Origin of the sequence: Rhizobacter sp. (assembly GCF_032229685.1) — a bacterium.
Lineage (GTDB): Bacteria > Pseudomonadota > Gammaproteobacteria > Burkholderiales > Burkholderiaceae_C > LMDS01.
Genome location: NZ_JAVTWP010000010.1, coordinates 319,906 through 333,150, shown reverse-complemented (window position 1 = coordinate 333,150; position 13,245 = coordinate 319,906). Strand labels below are relative to the sequence as shown.

Annotated in this window: 24 protein-coding genes and 1 pseudogene; all 25 read left to right on the top strand. The window is 63.9% G+C overall.

The window, feature by feature from the left end:
* Positions 1-422: pseudogene (locus AC30PD_RS05220) on the top strand (30S ribosomal protein S3); the annotation flags it as partial.
* A gap of 2 nt (positions 423-424) precedes the next feature.
* Positions 425-841: a 50S ribosomal protein L16 gene (gene rplP / locus AC30PD_RS05215; protein WP_489534572.1), complete on the top strand. Its 417-nt coding sequence runs from the start codon at positions 425-427 to the stop codon at positions 839-841.
* A 10-nt stretch (positions 842-851) separates the two neighbouring features.
* Positions 852-1,052, top strand: coding sequence for a 50S ribosomal protein L29 (gene rpmC, locus AC30PD_RS05210; RefSeq protein WP_489534571.1), 201 nt, complete (start codon positions 852-854; stop codon positions 1,050-1,052).
* Positions 1,049-1,342, top strand: coding sequence for a 30S ribosomal protein S17 (gene rpsQ, locus AC30PD_RS05205; RefSeq protein ID WP_489534570.1), 294 nt, complete (start codon positions 1,049-1,051; stop codon positions 1,340-1,342). The genes rpmC and rpsQ overlap by 4 nt, the downstream gene beginning before the upstream one ends.
* 83 nt (positions 1,343-1,425) lie before the next feature.
* Positions 1,426-1,941 (top strand): peroxiredoxin, encoded by a 516-nt coding sequence (locus tag AC30PD_RS05200; RefSeq protein ID WP_489534569.1) that lies wholly within the window; start codon positions 1,426-1,428, stop codon positions 1,939-1,941.
* A gap of 240 nt (positions 1,942-2,181) precedes the next feature.
* Positions 2,182-2,550, top strand: a complete 369-nt coding sequence (gene rplN, locus AC30PD_RS05195) for a 50S ribosomal protein L14 (protein WP_056668504.1) — start codon at positions 2,182-2,184, stop codon at positions 2,548-2,550.
* A 17-nt stretch (positions 2,551-2,567) separates the two neighbouring features.
* Positions 2,568-2,912, top strand: a complete 345-nt coding sequence (gene rplX / locus AC30PD_RS05190; RefSeq protein ID WP_489534568.1) for a 50S ribosomal protein L24 — start codon at positions 2,568-2,570, stop codon at positions 2,910-2,912.
* A 48-nt stretch (positions 2,913-2,960) separates the two neighbouring features.
* Positions 2,961-3,500 (top strand): 50S ribosomal protein L5, encoded by a 540-nt coding sequence (gene rplE, locus AC30PD_RS05185; protein WP_489534589.1) that lies wholly within the window; start codon positions 2,961-2,963, stop codon positions 3,498-3,500.
* Positions 3,501-3,513: 13 nt separating this feature from the next.
* Positions 3,514-3,819, top strand: a complete 306-nt coding sequence (rpsN, locus tag AC30PD_RS05180; protein WP_489534567.1) for a 30S ribosomal protein S14 — start codon at positions 3,514-3,516, stop codon at positions 3,817-3,819.
* A 31-nt stretch (positions 3,820-3,850) separates the two neighbouring features.
* A complete protein-coding gene (rpsH, locus tag AC30PD_RS05175; RefSeq protein ID WP_489534566.1) occupies positions 3,851-4,246 on the top strand; it encodes a 30S ribosomal protein S8 in 396 nt (131 codons plus the stop codon).
* Between the two features lie 12 nt (positions 4,247-4,258).
* Complete coding sequence (rplF, locus tag AC30PD_RS05170) at positions 4,259-4,792, top strand: 50S ribosomal protein L6 (protein WP_489534565.1); 534 nt, start codon at positions 4,259-4,261, stop codon at positions 4,790-4,792.
* 12 nt (positions 4,793-4,804) lie between these two features.
* Entirely contained in the window at positions 4,805-5,185 is a 381-nt protein-coding gene (gene rplR, locus AC30PD_RS05165; protein ID WP_489534564.1) for a 50S ribosomal protein L18, read from the top strand.
* Between the two features lie 9 nt (positions 5,186-5,194).
* A complete protein-coding gene (gene rpsE, locus AC30PD_RS05160; RefSeq protein ID WP_477914461.1) occupies positions 5,195-5,713 on the top strand; it encodes a 30S ribosomal protein S5 in 519 nt (172 codons plus the stop codon).
* A 14-nt stretch (positions 5,714-5,727) separates the two neighbouring features.
* Entirely contained in the window at positions 5,728-5,910 is a 183-nt protein-coding gene (rpmD, locus tag AC30PD_RS05155; RefSeq protein WP_489534563.1) for a 50S ribosomal protein L30, read from the top strand.
* A gap of 35 nt (positions 5,911-5,945) precedes the next feature.
* Positions 5,946-6,377, top strand: a complete 432-nt coding sequence (gene rplO / locus AC30PD_RS05150; RefSeq protein ID WP_489534562.1) for a 50S ribosomal protein L15 — start codon at positions 5,946-5,948, stop codon at positions 6,375-6,377.
* A 32-nt stretch (positions 6,378-6,409) separates the two neighbouring features.
* Complete coding sequence (gene secY / locus AC30PD_RS05145; protein ID WP_489534561.1) at positions 6,410-7,720, top strand: preprotein translocase subunit SecY; 1,311 nt, start codon at positions 6,410-6,412, stop codon at positions 7,718-7,720.
* An 8-nt stretch (positions 7,721-7,728) separates the two neighbouring features.
* Positions 7,729-7,947: a translation initiation factor IF-1 gene (gene infA / locus AC30PD_RS05140; protein ID WP_009855680.1), complete on the top strand. Its 219-nt coding sequence runs from the start codon at positions 7,729-7,731 to the stop codon at positions 7,945-7,947.
* Between the two features lie 41 nt (positions 7,948-7,988).
* Positions 7,989-8,102 (top strand): 50S ribosomal protein L36, encoded by a 114-nt coding sequence (gene rpmJ / locus AC30PD_RS05135; RefSeq protein ID WP_011830995.1) that lies wholly within the window; start codon positions 7,989-7,991, stop codon positions 8,100-8,102.
* A 12-nt stretch (positions 8,103-8,114) separates the two neighbouring features.
* On the top strand, positions 8,115-8,480 hold the full coding sequence (rpsM, locus tag AC30PD_RS05130; protein WP_489534560.1) for a 30S ribosomal protein S13: 366 nt from the start codon (positions 8,115-8,117) through the stop codon (positions 8,478-8,480).
* A gap of 56 nt (positions 8,481-8,536) precedes the next feature.
* Positions 8,537-8,941 (top strand): 30S ribosomal protein S11, encoded by a 405-nt coding sequence (gene rpsK / locus AC30PD_RS05125; protein WP_489534559.1) that lies wholly within the window; start codon positions 8,537-8,539, stop codon positions 8,939-8,941.
* Between the two features lie 211 nt (positions 8,942-9,152).
* Complete coding sequence (gene rpsD, locus AC30PD_RS05120) at positions 9,153-9,776, top strand: 30S ribosomal protein S4 (RefSeq protein ID WP_489534558.1); 624 nt, start codon at positions 9,153-9,155, stop codon at positions 9,774-9,776.
* Between the two features lie 153 nt (positions 9,777-9,929).
* The gene (locus AC30PD_RS05115; RefSeq protein ID WP_489534557.1) at positions 9,930-10,916 is read left to right on the top strand and encodes a DNA-directed RNA polymerase subunit alpha; all 987 of its coding nucleotides are present in this window, start codon (positions 9,930-9,932) and stop codon (positions 10,914-10,916) included.
* A gap of 74 nt (positions 10,917-10,990) precedes the next feature.
* Entirely contained in the window at positions 10,991-11,383 is a 393-nt protein-coding gene (rplQ, locus tag AC30PD_RS05110; RefSeq protein ID WP_489534556.1) for a 50S ribosomal protein L17, read from the top strand.
* Between the two features lie 118 nt (positions 11,384-11,501).
* Positions 11,502-12,422 carry an ATP-binding cassette domain-containing protein gene (locus tag AC30PD_RS05105; protein WP_489534555.1) on the top strand — a complete coding sequence of 307 codons (921 nt, stop codon included), beginning with the start codon at positions 11,502-11,504 and terminating at the stop codon, positions 12,420-12,422.
* A 15-nt stretch (positions 12,423-12,437) separates the two neighbouring features.
* The gene (locus tag AC30PD_RS05100; RefSeq protein ID WP_489534554.1) at positions 12,438-13,223 is read left to right on the top strand and encodes an ABC transporter permease; all 786 of its coding nucleotides are present in this window, start codon (positions 12,438-12,440) and stop codon (positions 13,221-13,223) included.
* The last annotated feature ends 22 nt before the right edge of the window (positions 13,224-13,245 follow it).

Genomic DNA, 13,245 nt, shown 5'->3' with positions numbered 1-13,245 from the left:
CGCGTTGCGAGTGGTACCGCGAAGGCCGCGTGCCGCTTCACACCCTGAAGGCCGACATCGACTATGGCTTCTCCGAAGCCAAGACGACCTACGGCATCATCGGCGTGAAGTGCTGGGTCTACCGTGGTGACCGCCTCGCCAATGGCGACGCGCCCGGCATCGTCACGCCCCCGGGCGCCGAAGACGACCGCCGCGGCCCGCGCCGCGGCCCGCCGCGGGGTCCGGGCGGTGCGCCGGCTGGCCGTGGTGGCCGCCCGGGCGGTGGTGGCTTCGACCGTGGCGCGCCTGCGCGCCAGGCTGCGCCGACCGATCGTCCTGCTGATGCCGCTGCGGCACCCGCCGGCGACGCGCCCAAGACACCGGCCGTCAAGCGTGTTCGCAAGGCCCCGACGCCTGCGGCGCCGGACGCCAAAGGAGAATAAGAATGCTGCAACCCGCACGCAGAAAATACCGCAAGGAACAGAAGGGTCGCAACACCGGCGTGGCAACACGCGGAGCTGCCGTTTCGTTCGGCGACTTCGGCCTGAAGGCCACCGAACGCGGCCGTCTCACCGCCCGCCAGATCGAAGCGGCTCGCCGTGCGATCTCGCGCCACGTGAAGCGTGGTGGCCGCATCTGGATCCGCATCTTCCCCGACAAGCCCATCTCGCAAAAGCCGGCTGAAGTCCGCATGGGCAACGGCAAGGGCAACCCGGAGTACTACGTGGCTGAAATCCAGCCCGGCAAGGTGCTCTACGAAATCAACGGTGTCGCCGAAGAGCTGGCCCGCGAAGCGTTCACACTGGCTGCAGCGAAGCTGCCGCTGAAGTGCACGTTCGTGGCGCGCCAGGTCGGCGCCTGAGGAGCACACCATGAAAGCATCTGAACTCCGCGCCAAGGACGTCGCCGGCCTCCAGAAGGAAGTCGGCGACCTGCTCAAGGCCCACTTCGGCCTGCGCATGCAGAAGGCCACCCAGCAACTGACCAACCACACCCAGCTCGGCAACACGCGCCGCGACATCGCGCGTGCCAAGACGGTGTTGGCCCAGAAGAAGAAAGAGGCCGCGAAATGAGCGAGCAGAACACCGCGGCTCAAGCCGAGCCCAAGGCCAAGAACACTCGCACGCTGGTGGGCACCGTCGTCAGCGACAAGCGCAGCAAGACCATCACCGTCAAGATCGAGCGCCGTACCAAGCACGAGCTGTACGGCAAGATCGTCGCGCGCAGCAGCAAGTACCACGCGCACGACGAAAAGGGCGAGTACAAGATGGGCGACGTGGTCGAGATCGCCGAGACGCGCCCCATTTCGAAGACCAAGTCGTGGGTCGTGACCCGCCTGGTCCAGAAGGCGATCGTGGTCTAAATCCACGCGCATCACAGAACGGCCGGAACGCTGGAATACTGGCGCCCGGCCGTACTTGTTTTCACAGCACCCAGGAGACCTCCATGTTGAAAGTTGGCGACAAGCTGCCCGCGGGCACCCTTTCGGAATTCGTCGAAGTCGAAGGCAACGGCTGCTCGATCGGCCCCAACGCTTTCGACGTGCAGAAGGCCACCGCCGGCAAGACGATCGCCGTGTTTGCGCTGCCCGGCGCCTACACGCCGACCTGTTCCGCCAAGCACGTCCCGGGGTTTGTCGAAAACGCTGCCGCTTTCAAGGCGGCCGGCGTCGACGAGATCTGGTGTGTTTCGGTCAACGACGCTTTCGTGATGGGCGCCTGGGGCCGCGACCAGAAGACCGCTGGCAAGGTGCGCATGATGGCCGACGGCAGCGCCGACTTCGCCAAGGCGACCGGCCTGACGCTCGACCTCACGGCGCGCGGCATGGGCCTGCGCTCGAACCGCTATTCGATGCTCGTGGTCGACGGTGTGGTCAAGACGCTGAACGTCGAAGGCCCGGGCAAGTTCGAGGTGAGCGACGCCGGTACGCTGCTGGCGCAAGCGAAACAAGCCAAGGCGTGAGAGCTGCCGTTCCGCCGCTCCGTGCGGCGGAACGTTGTTGAGCGGCGAGCATTGACGCGGCAACCAAAAATGCTGCATAATCCAAGACTTCGCTGAAATTCCACTTGCGCCGTTCGGTGCAACGCGAGCTTCAGACTCTGCCCACAACCGCCAGCGGCCGCCGAGAAACCGGTTGCCGCAGGTACGACGGGCCCAAGACTGGCCACCTTCGGTGGTGTGCCAAGTTGGGGACAGGACAACATGATTCAAATGCAATCGCGGCTTGACGTCGCGGACAACACTGGCGCGAAATCCGTCATGTGCATCAAGGTGCTCGGCGGCTCCAAGCGTCGTTACGCCGGCATCGGTGACGTGATCAAGGTCAGCATCAAGGAAGCTGCGCCGCGTGGTCGCGTCAAGAAGGGCGAGATCTACAGCGCCGTGGTGGTTCGCACCGCCAAGGGCGTGCGTCGGCAGGACGGCTCGCTCGTCAAGTTCGACGGCAACGCCGCCGTGCTGCTGAACGCCAAGCTCGAGCCGATCGGCACGCGCATCTTCGGGCCCGTGACGCGCGAACTGCGCACCGAGCGCTTCATGAAGATCGTGTCGCTGGCACCCGAAGTTCTCTAAGCCGAGGTAGACCAGGCATGAACAAGATTCGCAAAGGCGACCAGGTCATCGTGTTGACTGGCCGTGACAAGGGCAAGCGCGGTGCGGTGTTGCAGCGCGTCGACGAAGACCGCATCGTGGTCGAAGGCGTGAACGTGGTGAAGAAACACGTCAAGCCGAACCCGATGAAGGGCACGACGGGTGGCGTGGTCGACAAGACCCTGTCGATCCACCAGTCGAACGTCGCCATCTTCAACGCCGCCACCGGCAAGGCCGACCGCGTCGGCATCAAGCTGCTGAGCGAAGCCGAGCAGCAGTCGCGCAAGACCAAGGACAAGGGCGTTCGCGTCTACAAGTCCACCGGCGCAGAAATCAAGGCCTAAGAGATCATCATGGCTAAAGAACAAGTTGCAAGCTCTGCCGCGCCGAAGGTGGCCCGCCTCCAGGCCATCTACCGCGACAAGATTTCGCCCGAACTGATCGAGAAGTTCGGCTACAAGTCGTCGATGCAGGTGCCGCGCATCACCAAGATCACGCTCAACATGGGTGTGAGCGAAGCGGTGTCGGACAAGAAGGTCATGGACCACGCCGTGAGCGACCTGACCAAGATCGCCGGCCAGAAGCCCGTGGTCACGAAGTCGAAGAAGGCGATCGCCGGCTTCAAGATCCGTGATGGCGTGCCCATCGGCTGCATGGTCACCCTGCGTGGCGTGCAGATGTATGAATTCCTCGACCGTTTCGTGACGATCGCCCTGCCCCGCGTGCGCGACTTCCGCGGCATCTCGGGCCGCGCTTTCGACGGCCGTGGCAACTACAACATCGGCGTGAAAGAGCAGATCATCTTCCCCGAAGTGGACTACGACAAGATCGACGTGCTCCGCGGGCTGAACATCAGCATCACGACCAGCGCGAAGAGCGACGAAGAAGCCAAGGCGCTTCTGACTGCGTTCAAGTTCCCGTTCAAGAACTGAAGGACCCGAGCCCGTGGCCAAGACATCCCTCATTCAGCGCGAACTCAAGCGCACGCAACTCGTTGCCAAGTACGCCAAGAAGTACGCGGCGCTCAAGGGCACCGCGAACGACGCGACGAAGTCCGACGAAGAACGTTATGCCGCGCGCCTCGAGCTGCAGAAGCTCCCGCGCAATGCCTACCCGACGCGCCAGCGCAACCGCTGCGCATTGACCGGCCGCCCGCGTGGCACCTTCCGCAAGTTCGGTCTCGGCCGCAACAAGATTCGCGAACTGGCGTTCAAGGGCGACATCCCTGGCGTCGTCAAGGCCAGCTGGTAAACCGGCTGCGGCCTGATCTGGAGATATTCCCATGAGCATGAGTGATCCTATCGCCGACATGCTGACCCGCATCCGCAACGCGCAGATGGTTCAGAAGGTCAGTGTGGTGATGCCGTCGTCGAAGCTGAAGACGGCGATCGCCAAAGTCCTGAAGGACGAGGGCTACATCGACAATTTCGCGGTGCGTGGCGAGGCCGACAAGCCGCAGCTCGAAATCGCGCTGAAGTACTACGCCGGCAAGCCGGTCATCGAGCACATCGAGCGCGTCAGCCGCCCCGGCCTGCGTGTGTACAAGGGCCGCCACGACATCCCGAACGTGAAGAACGGTCTGGGTGTGGCGATCGTGACCACGCCCAAGGGCGTGATGACGGACCGCAAGGCTCGCCAGGCCGGTATCGGCGGCGAAGTTCTCTGCTACGTCGCCTAAGGAGATCGAACGATGTCTCGCGTAGGAAAAATGGCGTTGCCCGTCCCGAAGGGCGTGGACGTGGCGCTCGGCGCCGAACAGATCAGCGTCAAGGGTTCGCTGGGCACGCTGGTGCGCCCGGTGAACGCCCTGGTCACGATCAAGAACGAAGACGGCAAGCTGACCTTCGTGCCTGCCAACGACAGCGTCGAAGCCGACGCCATGTCGGGCACGATGCGCGCGCTGCTGGCCAACATGGTCAACGGCGTGAGCAAGGGTTTCGAGAAGAAGCTCTCGCTCGTCGGCGTGGGTTATCGCGCTGCCGCCACCGGCAGCAAGCTGAATCTGCAGATCGGTTTCTCGCACCCGGTGGCCAAGGACATGCCCGCCGGCGTGTCGGTGGCCTGCCCGACGCAGACCGAAATCATCATCAAGGGTTCTGACCGCCAGGTGGTGGGCCAGATCGCTGCTGAAGTCCGTGCGATCCGCCCGCCCGAACCCTACAAGGGCAAGGGCATCCGGTACGTCGGTGAAAAAGTGGTCATCAAAGAGACCAAGAAGAAATAAGGGGCGAATGACATGTCACTGAACAGAAAAGATCAGCGCATTCGTCGCTCGCGCCAGACCCGTGCCCGCATTGCGGTGCAACGCGTGGCGCGCCTGACCGTGTTCCGCACCAACCTGCACATCTACGCCAGCGTCATCTCCGAAGACGGCGAGAAGGTGCTCGTGAGCGCATCGACCGCAGAGGCCGAGGTCCGCAAGGAACTTGCCGGCGGCGCGAAGGTGTCGGGCAAGGGCGGCAACGTCTCGGCCGCTTCGGTGATCGGCAAGCGCATCGCCGAGAAGGCCAAGGCCGCCGGGATCGACAAGGTGGCGTTCGACCGCGCAGGTTTTGCGTACCACGGCCGCGTCAAGGCGCTGGCCGAAGCCGCGCGTGAAGCCGGCCTGCAGTTCTAAGGAAACACGATGGCAAAGTTCCAACCCCGCGTGCAAGACGAAGGTCGTGACGACGGTCTGAAAGAAAAGATGATTGCGGTGAACCGCGTCACCAAGGTGGTGAAGGGCGGCCGCACGCTCAGCTTCGCCGCGCTCACCGTCGTGGGCGACGGTGACGGCCGCATCGGCATGGGCAAGGGCAAGGCCAAGGAAGTGCCGGTCGCCGTGACCAAGGCCATGGACTCGGCCCGCCGCAACATGCTCAAGGTCTCGCTGAAGAACGGCACGATCCATCACAAGGTGGTGGGCGAGCACGGCGCTTCGCACGTGCTGATGGCACCCGCTCCCGCAGGTACCGGCATCATCGCCGGCGGCCCGATGCGCGCGGTGTTCGAAGTGATGGGCGTGACCGACATCGTCTGCAAGAGCCTCGGCTCGTCGAACCCGTACAACCTGGTTCGCGCCACGCTCGACGCACTGAAGAACTCGACCACGCCGGCCGAAGTCGCTGCGAAGCGCGGTCTGACGGTTGAAGAGCTCTTCAGCTGATCGGAGAACGAATCATGACGACCAAGCAAACCCTGAAGATCAAGCTGGTGCGCAGCATCAACGGCACCCGCGAGTCGCACCGTGCGACCGTGCGCGGCCTGGGCCTGCGCAAGCTCAACAGCGAATCGACCCTCGAAGACACCCCATCGGTGCGCGGCATGATCAACAAGGTCTCGTACCTTGTGAAGGTGCTCTGAGCGCCGACTGAAGCGCGCTTTCAAAGGACAAGAACATGGAACTCAACACCATCAAGCCGGCCACCGGCGCCAAGCACGCCAAGCGTCGCGTGGGCCGTGGCATCGGCTCGGGCCTGGGCAAGACCGCCGGCCGTGGCCACAAGGGCCAGAAGTCGCGTTCGGGCGGCTACCACAAGGTCGGCTTCGAAGGCGGCCAGATGCCGCTGCAGCGTCGCCTGCCGAAGCGCGGCTTCAAGTCGCATCTGCTGAAGTTCAACGCCGAGGTGAGCCTCACCACTCTCGAGCGCCTGGGTGTGGCCGAGGTCGACCTGCTCACGCTGAAGCAGGCCGGGGTCGTCGGTGAACTGGCGAAGGTCGTCAAAGTCATCAAGTCGGGCGAGCTGACGATCAAGGTCGCGCTCAAGGGCATCGGCGCGACTGCTGGCGCCAAGGCCGCCATCGAAGCCGCTGGCGGCTCGGTGGCCTGAGACCAAACGCTCAAAACGGAAACCCAAGCTCAGTGGCAACCAACGCGAATCAACTGGCCAAGAGTGGCAAGTTCGGCGACCTGCGTCGCCGGCTGGTCTTCTTGCTGCTCGCGCTCGTGGTGTACCGCCTGGGCGCGCACATTCCCGTGCCCGGGATCGACCCGAACCAGCTCGCGCAGCTGTTCAAGGGCCAGACCGGCGGCATCCTGAGCCTGTTCAACATGTTCTCGGGCGGCGCGCTGTCGCGCTTCACCGTGTTCGCGCTGGGCATCATGCCGTACATCTCGGCGTCGATCATCATGCAACTGATGACCTACGTGGTGCCCACGCTCGAAGCCTTGAAGAAAGAAGGCGAAGCGGGCCGCCGCAAGATCACGCAGTACACCCGTTACGGCACGCTCGGCCTGGCCTTGTTCCAGTCGCTCGGCATTGCGCTGGCCCTCGAAGGCTCTCCGGGTCTGGTGATCTCGCCCGGCTTCGGCTTCCGCATGACGGCGGTGGTGAGCCTGGTGGCCGGCACGATGTTCCTGATGTGGCTCGGTGAGCAGATCACCGAGCGTGGCCTGGGCAACGGCATCTCGATCCTGATCTTCGGTGGCATTGCTGCCGGCCTGCCGGGGGCGCTGGGCCAGTTCGCGAGCCTGGTGAACCAGGGTTCGATGAGCATCGTTGCGGCGCTGTTCATCACACTGCTGGTCGGCGCGGTGACGTTTGCGGTGGTGTTCGTCGAGCGTGGCCAGCGCAAGATCCTCGTCAACTATGCCAAGCGGCAAGTGGGCAACAAGGTGTATGGCGGCCAGTCGTCGCACCTGCCGCTGAAGTTGAACATGTCGGGCGTGATCCCGCCGATCTTCGCCTCGTCGATCATCCTGCTGCCGACCACGGCGGTGAGCTGGTTCGCCACCGGCGACAGCTTCCGCTGGCTGAAAGACATCGCGGCGCTGCTGTCGCCGGGCCAGCCGATCTATGTGTTGCTCTATGCCGCCGCGATCGTCTTCTTCTGCTTCTTCTACACGGCGCTGGTGTTCAACAGCCGTGAGACCGCAGACAACCTGAAGAAGAGCGGCGCGTTCATTCCGGGCATCCGCCCGGGCGACCAGACGGCGCGCCACATCGACCGTATTCTTTCGCGGCTCACGCTGGCCGGTGCGATCTACATCACCGCCGTGTGCCTGTTGCCCGAGTTCCTGGTGCTGAAGTACAACGTGCCGTTCTATTTTGGAGGCACCTCGCTCTTGATCATCGTCGTCGTGACGATGGACTTCTGGGCCCAGGTGCAGAGTTACGTGATGAGCCAGCAGTACGAATCGTTGTTGAAAAAAGCTAACTTCAAGGCGACCTGAAGACATCCATGGCGAAAGACGATGTCATTCAGATGCAGGGCGAGATTCTCGAGAATCTGCCCAACGCCACGTTTCGTGTGAAGCTGGAGAACGGGCACGTGGTGCTCGGTCACATCTCCGGGAAGATGCGCATGCACTACATCCGCATCCTGCCGGGGGACAAGGTCACTGTCGAATTGACGCCCTACGACCTGAGCCGCGCTCGGATCGTGTTCCGCGCCAAGTAACGAATTTTGGAAGGCCTCTTCACGAGGCCAGGAGAGAGAGCATGAAAGTCGCAGCATCGGTCAAGAAAATGTGCCGCAATTGCAAGGTGATCCGCCGCAAGGGTGTCGTGCGCGTCATTTGCACCGACCCGCGTCACAAGCAGCGTCAAGGCTAAGAGAGAAACAACATGGCACGTATTGCTGGCATCAACATTCCGCCCCACAAGCACACCGAGATCGGCCTGACGTCGATCTACGGCGTGGGCCGCACCACGGCGCAGAAGATCTGCACCAACAGCGGCGTTCCGTTTGATCGCAAGGTGAAAGACCTGACCGACACCGACCTGGAAAAGATCCGGGAAGAAATCGGCCGCCTCACCATCGAGGGCGACCTGCGCCGCGAGATGTCGATCAACATCAAGCGCCTGATGGACCTGGGCTGCTACCGCGGCTTCCGTCACCGCCGCGGCCTGCCGGTCCGTGGCCAGCGCACCAAGACGAATGCACGCACCCGCAAGGGCCCGCGCAAGTCGGGCGCCCTGGTCAAGAAGTGATTCGCGCGAGCGTTCACCGCCCCACGGCATCCAGACAAGATTGAGAGAAGGTCAACATGGCTAAAGCACCTGTCAACACCGCCGCCCAACGCGTGCGCAAGAAAGTCCGCAAGAACGTTGCGGACGGCGTCGCTCACGTGCACGCGTCGTTCAACAACACGATCATCACGATCACCGATCGCCAGGGTGGCGCGCTGGCCTGGGCCAGCAGCGGTGGCCAGGGTTTCAAGGGCTCGCGCAAGAGCACGCCGTTCGCTGCCCAGGTGGCTGCCGAAGTGGCGGGCCGCGCAGCGCAAGACCAGGGCATCAAGAACCTCGACGTGCGGATCAAGGGCCCCGGCCCGGGCCGCGAGTCGTCGGTTCGTGCACTCGCTTCGCTCGGCATTCGCATCAACTCGATTTCCGACGTGACGCCGGTGCCGCACAACGGTTGCCGCCCGCAAAAGCGCCGCCGTATCTGATCGATTCACGGTGACGTTTCAGTCGCCGTGATCCCGTGTCGGTGCCGCCTTCAGGGCTGCGCCGACTTTTTCGTTGAAGCCGGCTGATCTCTTGCAGTGAACCGGTCTTCTTGAAGCCCACCGTCTGAGCGCACAAAACAACACTCGCCAGACTCGCGCAAGCCGCGCCGCACACCGGCAGCCTGCGTCAGATTGAATACAAGGAAGCAACGTGGCACGTTATCTCGGCCCCAAGGGCAAACTTTCCCGCCGTGAAGGCACCGACCTTTTCCTGAAGAGCGCGCGCCGCCCGATCGGGGACAAGGTCAAGTTCGACAGCAAGCCCGGCCAGCACGGCCGCACATCGGGCACCCGCACGTCCGACTTCGGCCTGCAACTGCGCGAGAAGCAGAAGGTCAAGCGCATGTACGGCATCCTGGAGCGCCAGTTCCGCCGCTACTTCGCCGAAGCCGAGCGCCGCAAGGGCAACACCGGTGCGAACCTGCTGCTGCTGCTGGAATCGCGCCTCGACAACGTCGTCTACCGCATGGGCTTCGGCTCCACGCGTGCCGAAGCGCGCCAGATGGTGTCGCACAAGTCGATCACCGTGAACGGTGCGGTGGTCAACATCGCTTCGTTCCTGGTCAAGGCCGGTGACGTCGTCGCCGTGCGCGAAAAGGCCAAGAAGCAGCTGCGCATCATCGACGCGCTGAAACTGGCCGAAGGCCAGGGCATGCCGAACTGGGTGAGCGTCGACGCCGCCAAGCTCGAAGGCATCTTCAAGAAGGCACCCGACCGCGACGAATTCGGCTCCGACATCAAGGAAGCGCTGATCGTCGAGTTGTACTCGCGATAAACGAACAGAAGAGCGGGTGCCGGCGTTCGCCGACACCGCTTCTCGGTTTTTCATGCTCCATATGCCGGCAGTGGAGCTGCTTTCCTCGCCCGGCGCTGTCCATCAGCCTTATCGGTGTAACGAGCCGAGGGTATTGAGACCAACAGGACTTCAATGCAAACCAATCTGCTGAAACCCAAAGCCATCCATGTCGAGCCGCTCGGCGGCAACCGTGCCAAGGCCACGCTCGAACCCTTCGAGCGCGGTTACGGCCACACCCTCGGCAACGCGCTGCGCCGCGTGTTGCTGTCGTCGATGGTCGGCTATGCGCCCACCGAAGTGACGATCGCCGGCGTGCTGCACGAGTATTCCGCCATCGACGGTGTGCAGGAAGACGTCGTCCACATCATGCTGAACCTGAAGGGCGTGGTGTTCCGCCTTCACAACCGCGATGAAGTGACGCTGGTGCTGCGAAAGGAAGGCGAAGGCCCGGTCACGGCCGGCGACATCCAGACCCCGCACGACGTGGAAATCATCAACCCCGAGCACGTGATCGCGCACCTGTCGCACGGCGGCAAGCTCGACATGCAGATCAAGGTCGAGAAGGGCCGTGGTTATGTGCCCGGCACGATGCGCCGTTTCGGCGACGAGCCGACCAAGTCGATCGGCCGCATCGTTCTCGACGCGTCGTTCTCGCCGGTCGCCCGCGTGAGCTACACGGTCGAGAGCGCCCGCGTCGAGCAGCGCACCGACCTCGACAAGCTGGTGATGGAAATCGTGACCAACGGCGCCATCACGCCCGAAGAAGCGATCCGCAACTCGGCCAAGATCCTGGTCGAGCAGCTCGCCGTGTTCGCGCAGCTCGATGTGAACGACATCCCGGCCTTCGACGCGCCGCAACAGCGCAACACGCAGTTCGACCCGATCCTGCTGCGCCCGGTCGACGAGCTCGAGCTCACGGTGCGTTCGGCGAACTGCCTGAAGGCCGAGAACATCTACTACATCGGCGACCTGATCCAGCGCACCGAGACCGAGCTGCTGAAGACCCCGAACCTGGGCCGCAAGTCGCTCAACGAAATCAAGGAAGTGCTGGCTTCGCGCGGGCTCACGCTCGGCGCGCGGCTGGAAAACTGGCCCCCGCAGGGCCTCGACAAGCGTTAAACGCTCGTCACGTGCACAGCACCGGTACCTGATACGGCCGGAGCTCCATAAGTTAGTCAGAAAGGAAAAGCACCATGCGTCACCGTAACGGCCTCCGTAAACTCAACCGCACCAGCGAGCACCGCCAGGCGATGCTGCGCAACATGTGCAACTCGCTGCTGCAGCACGAGGCGATCAAGACCACGGTCCCCAAGGCCAAGGAACTGCGCCGCGTCGTCGAGCCGCTCATCACGCTCGCCAAGGAAGCCACGCTGGCGAACCGCCGCCTGGCGTTCAACCGCCTGCGTGACCGCGACATCGTCACCAAGCTCTTCAACGAACTGGGCCCGCGCTACAAGGCGCGCCCGGGCGGCTACACCCGCATCCTGAAGATGGGCTTCCGCGTCGGCGACAACGCGCCGATGGCGTTTGTCGAACTGGTCGACCGGCCTGAGCCCGTGGCCGTGGAAGCCAAGGCAGAAGAGTAAGCAGGCGGGACGCGCCGCGTCGCCCCAGCGCAAAGGCCGGCACACGCCGGCCTTTGTCGTTTCTGGTGAAAGCGCGCGCGCCAGCACGTTTCGCGCGCCTTTGGCAGACTGCACCACCATGCCCACACCGCTGCTGACCTTGTCGAACCTGGTCAAGAAGTTCGGCGACACCACGGTCGTCGACGACTTGTCGCTCGAGATCCATCCCGGCGAATGCCTCGGTGTGATCGGGCCGAACGGGGCCGGCAAGACCACCACGATCCGCATGTGCCTGGGCCAGACCGGGCCTGACGCCGGGCGCATCGAGGCTTTCGGCCTGCCGATACCGCAGCGTGTGCGCGAAGCGAAAAACCGCATCGGTGTCGTGACGCAATTCGACAGCCTCGACCCCGACTTCACCTGCGCCGAGAACCTGCGTGTCTATGGCAGCTACTTCGGGCTGTCGAGGGCCGTCATCGAAGAGCGCATCCCGAAACTGCTGGCGTTTGCGCACCTGCAGGCCAAGGCCACGGCCAAGCCCGGTGAACTCTCGGGTGGCATGAAGCGCCGCCTGAGCCTGGGCCGCGCGCTGATCAACGACCCCGACCTGCTGTTGCTCGACGAGCCCACTACCGGCCTCGACCCCCAAGCCCGCCACCTGATGTGGGAGCGCCTGCAGGACCTGCTCAAACAAGGCAAGGCGATCCTGCTCACGACGCACTTCATGGACGAAGCCGAGCGCCTGTGCGACCGCCTCATCGTGCTCGACCACGGTCGCAAGATCGCCGAAGGCACACCGCGCGGGCTGATCCGCGAACACCTTGAAACCGATGTGGTCGAGGTTTACGGCGAAGGTGCTGCCGCACTCGCCGTGGCCCACCGCGCGCTGGCCGAACGTGTCGAAGCCAGCGGCGAAACCGTGTTTTTCTACCTGCACGACCCCAAGCCACTGCTCGCCGCGCTGGCCGAGAATCACAGCGTGCGCTACCTGCACCGCCCGGCCAACCTCGAAGACCTGTTCCTCAAGCTCACCGGCAGGCAGATCCGCGACGACGCTTGAGCCATCGACCCACCCATGCTCGTTTCTTTCACCGCCCCGCCCAGCATCTCGCGCCGCTTCTGGCCGGTGTTCATGCGCAACCTGCTGGTGTGGCGCAAGCTCGCCGTGCCGAGCGTGATCGGCAACATCGCCGAGCCGCTGATCACGCTGGTGGCGTTCGGCTACGGCCTGGGCTCGATGATCGGCCAGATCGACGGACGGCCGTACATCCAGTTCCTCGCTTCCGGCAGCATCGTCGTCAGCGCGGCACTGGCTGCGACCTTCGAAGCGCTGTACTCGGCCTATTCGCGCATGCAGATGCAGAAGACCTGGGACAGCATCATGAACGCGCCGATCGCGCTCGACGACATCGTGTTCGCCGAGATGCTGTGGGCGGCTTTCAAGTCGCTGTTCTCGGTGGCCGCGATCATGGCCGTGATCTGGGCGCTCGGCATCAGCCGCGAGCCGACGATGCTGCTGGCGCTGCCGCTGCTCGGCCTGGTCGGCATCACGTTCGCGTCGGTCGCGCTCGTGTTCAACGCGCTGGCCAAGGGCTACGACTTCTTCACCTACTACTTCACGCTCGTCATCACGCCGATGACCTTCTTGTCGGGCGTGTACTTCCCGATCTCGCAGATGCCGGGCTGGCTGCAGGCGGTCGCGAACGTGCTGCCGCTCACGGCCGCCGTGGAACTGGTGCGCCCGCTGATCCTGGGCACGCCCGTCGGCGACGTGTTCCGACCGGTCTGCGTGCTCGCGGCGTACGCGGTCGGCGGCTACTACCTCGCGCTGGTGCTCACGCGCCGGCGCTTCTTCAAGTAAGCAGGAACCTCGGCGCGTGACC

Bases quoted from the DNA above. Each gene is read 5' to 3' on its own strand.
- rplP (WP_489534572.1), top strand. From the start codon at position 425: ATGCTGCAACCCGCACGCAGAAAATACCGCAAGGAACAGAAGGGTCGC.
- rpmC (WP_489534571.1), top strand. From the start codon at position 852: ATGAAAGCATCTGAACTCCGCGCCAAGGACGTCGCCGGCCTCCAGAAG.
- rpsQ (WP_489534570.1), top strand. From the start codon at position 1,049: ATGAGCGAGCAGAACACCGCGGCTCAAGCCGAGCCCAAGGCCAAGAAC.
- AC30PD_RS05200 (WP_489534569.1), top strand. From the start codon at position 1,426: ATGTTGAAAGTTGGCGACAAGCTGCCCGCGGGCACCCTTTCGGAATTC.
- rplN (WP_056668504.1), top strand. From the start codon at position 2,182: ATGATTCAAATGCAATCGCGGCTTGACGTCGCGGACAACACTGGCGCG.
- rplX (WP_489534568.1), top strand. From the start codon at position 2,568: ATGAACAAGATTCGCAAAGGCGACCAGGTCATCGTGTTGACTGGCCGT.
- rpsH (WP_489534566.1), top strand. From the start codon at position 3,851: ATGAGCATGAGTGATCCTATCGCCGACATGCTGACCCGCATCCGCAAC.
- rplF (WP_489534565.1), top strand. From the start codon at position 4,259: ATGTCTCGCGTAGGAAAAATGGCGTTGCCCGTCCCGAAGGGCGTGGAC.
- rplR (WP_489534564.1), top strand. From the start codon at position 4,805: ATGTCACTGAACAGAAAAGATCAGCGCATTCGTCGCTCGCGCCAGACC.
- rpsE (WP_477914461.1), top strand. From the start codon at position 5,195: ATGGCAAAGTTCCAACCCCGCGTGCAAGACGAAGGTCGTGACGACGGT.
- rpmD (WP_489534563.1), top strand. From the start codon at position 5,728: ATGACGACCAAGCAAACCCTGAAGATCAAGCTGGTGCGCAGCATCAAC.
- rplO (WP_489534562.1), top strand. From the start codon at position 5,946: ATGGAACTCAACACCATCAAGCCGGCCACCGGCGCCAAGCACGCCAAG.
- infA (WP_009855680.1), top strand. From the start codon at position 7,729: ATGGCGAAAGACGATGTCATTCAGATGCAGGGCGAGATTCTCGAGAAT.
- rpmJ (WP_011830995.1), top strand. From the start codon at position 7,989: ATGAAAGTCGCAGCATCGGTCAAGAAAATGTGCCGCAATTGCAAGGTG.
- rpsM (WP_489534560.1), top strand. From the start codon at position 8,115: ATGGCACGTATTGCTGGCATCAACATTCCGCCCCACAAGCACACCGAG.
- rpsK (WP_489534559.1), top strand. From the start codon at position 8,537: ATGGCTAAAGCACCTGTCAACACCGCCGCCCAACGCGTGCGCAAGAAA.
- AC30PD_RS05115 (WP_489534557.1), top strand. From the start codon at position 9,930: ATGCAAACCAATCTGCTGAAACCCAAAGCCATCCATGTCGAGCCGCTC.
- rplQ (WP_489534556.1), top strand. From the start codon at position 10,991: ATGCGTCACCGTAACGGCCTCCGTAAACTCAACCGCACCAGCGAGCAC.
- AC30PD_RS05105 (WP_489534555.1), top strand. From the start codon at position 11,502: ATGCCCACACCGCTGCTGACCTTGTCGAACCTGGTCAAGAAGTTCGGC.
- AC30PD_RS05100 (WP_489534554.1), top strand. From the start codon at position 12,438: ATGCTCGTTTCTTTCACCGCCCCGCCCAGCATCTCGCGCCGCTTCTGG.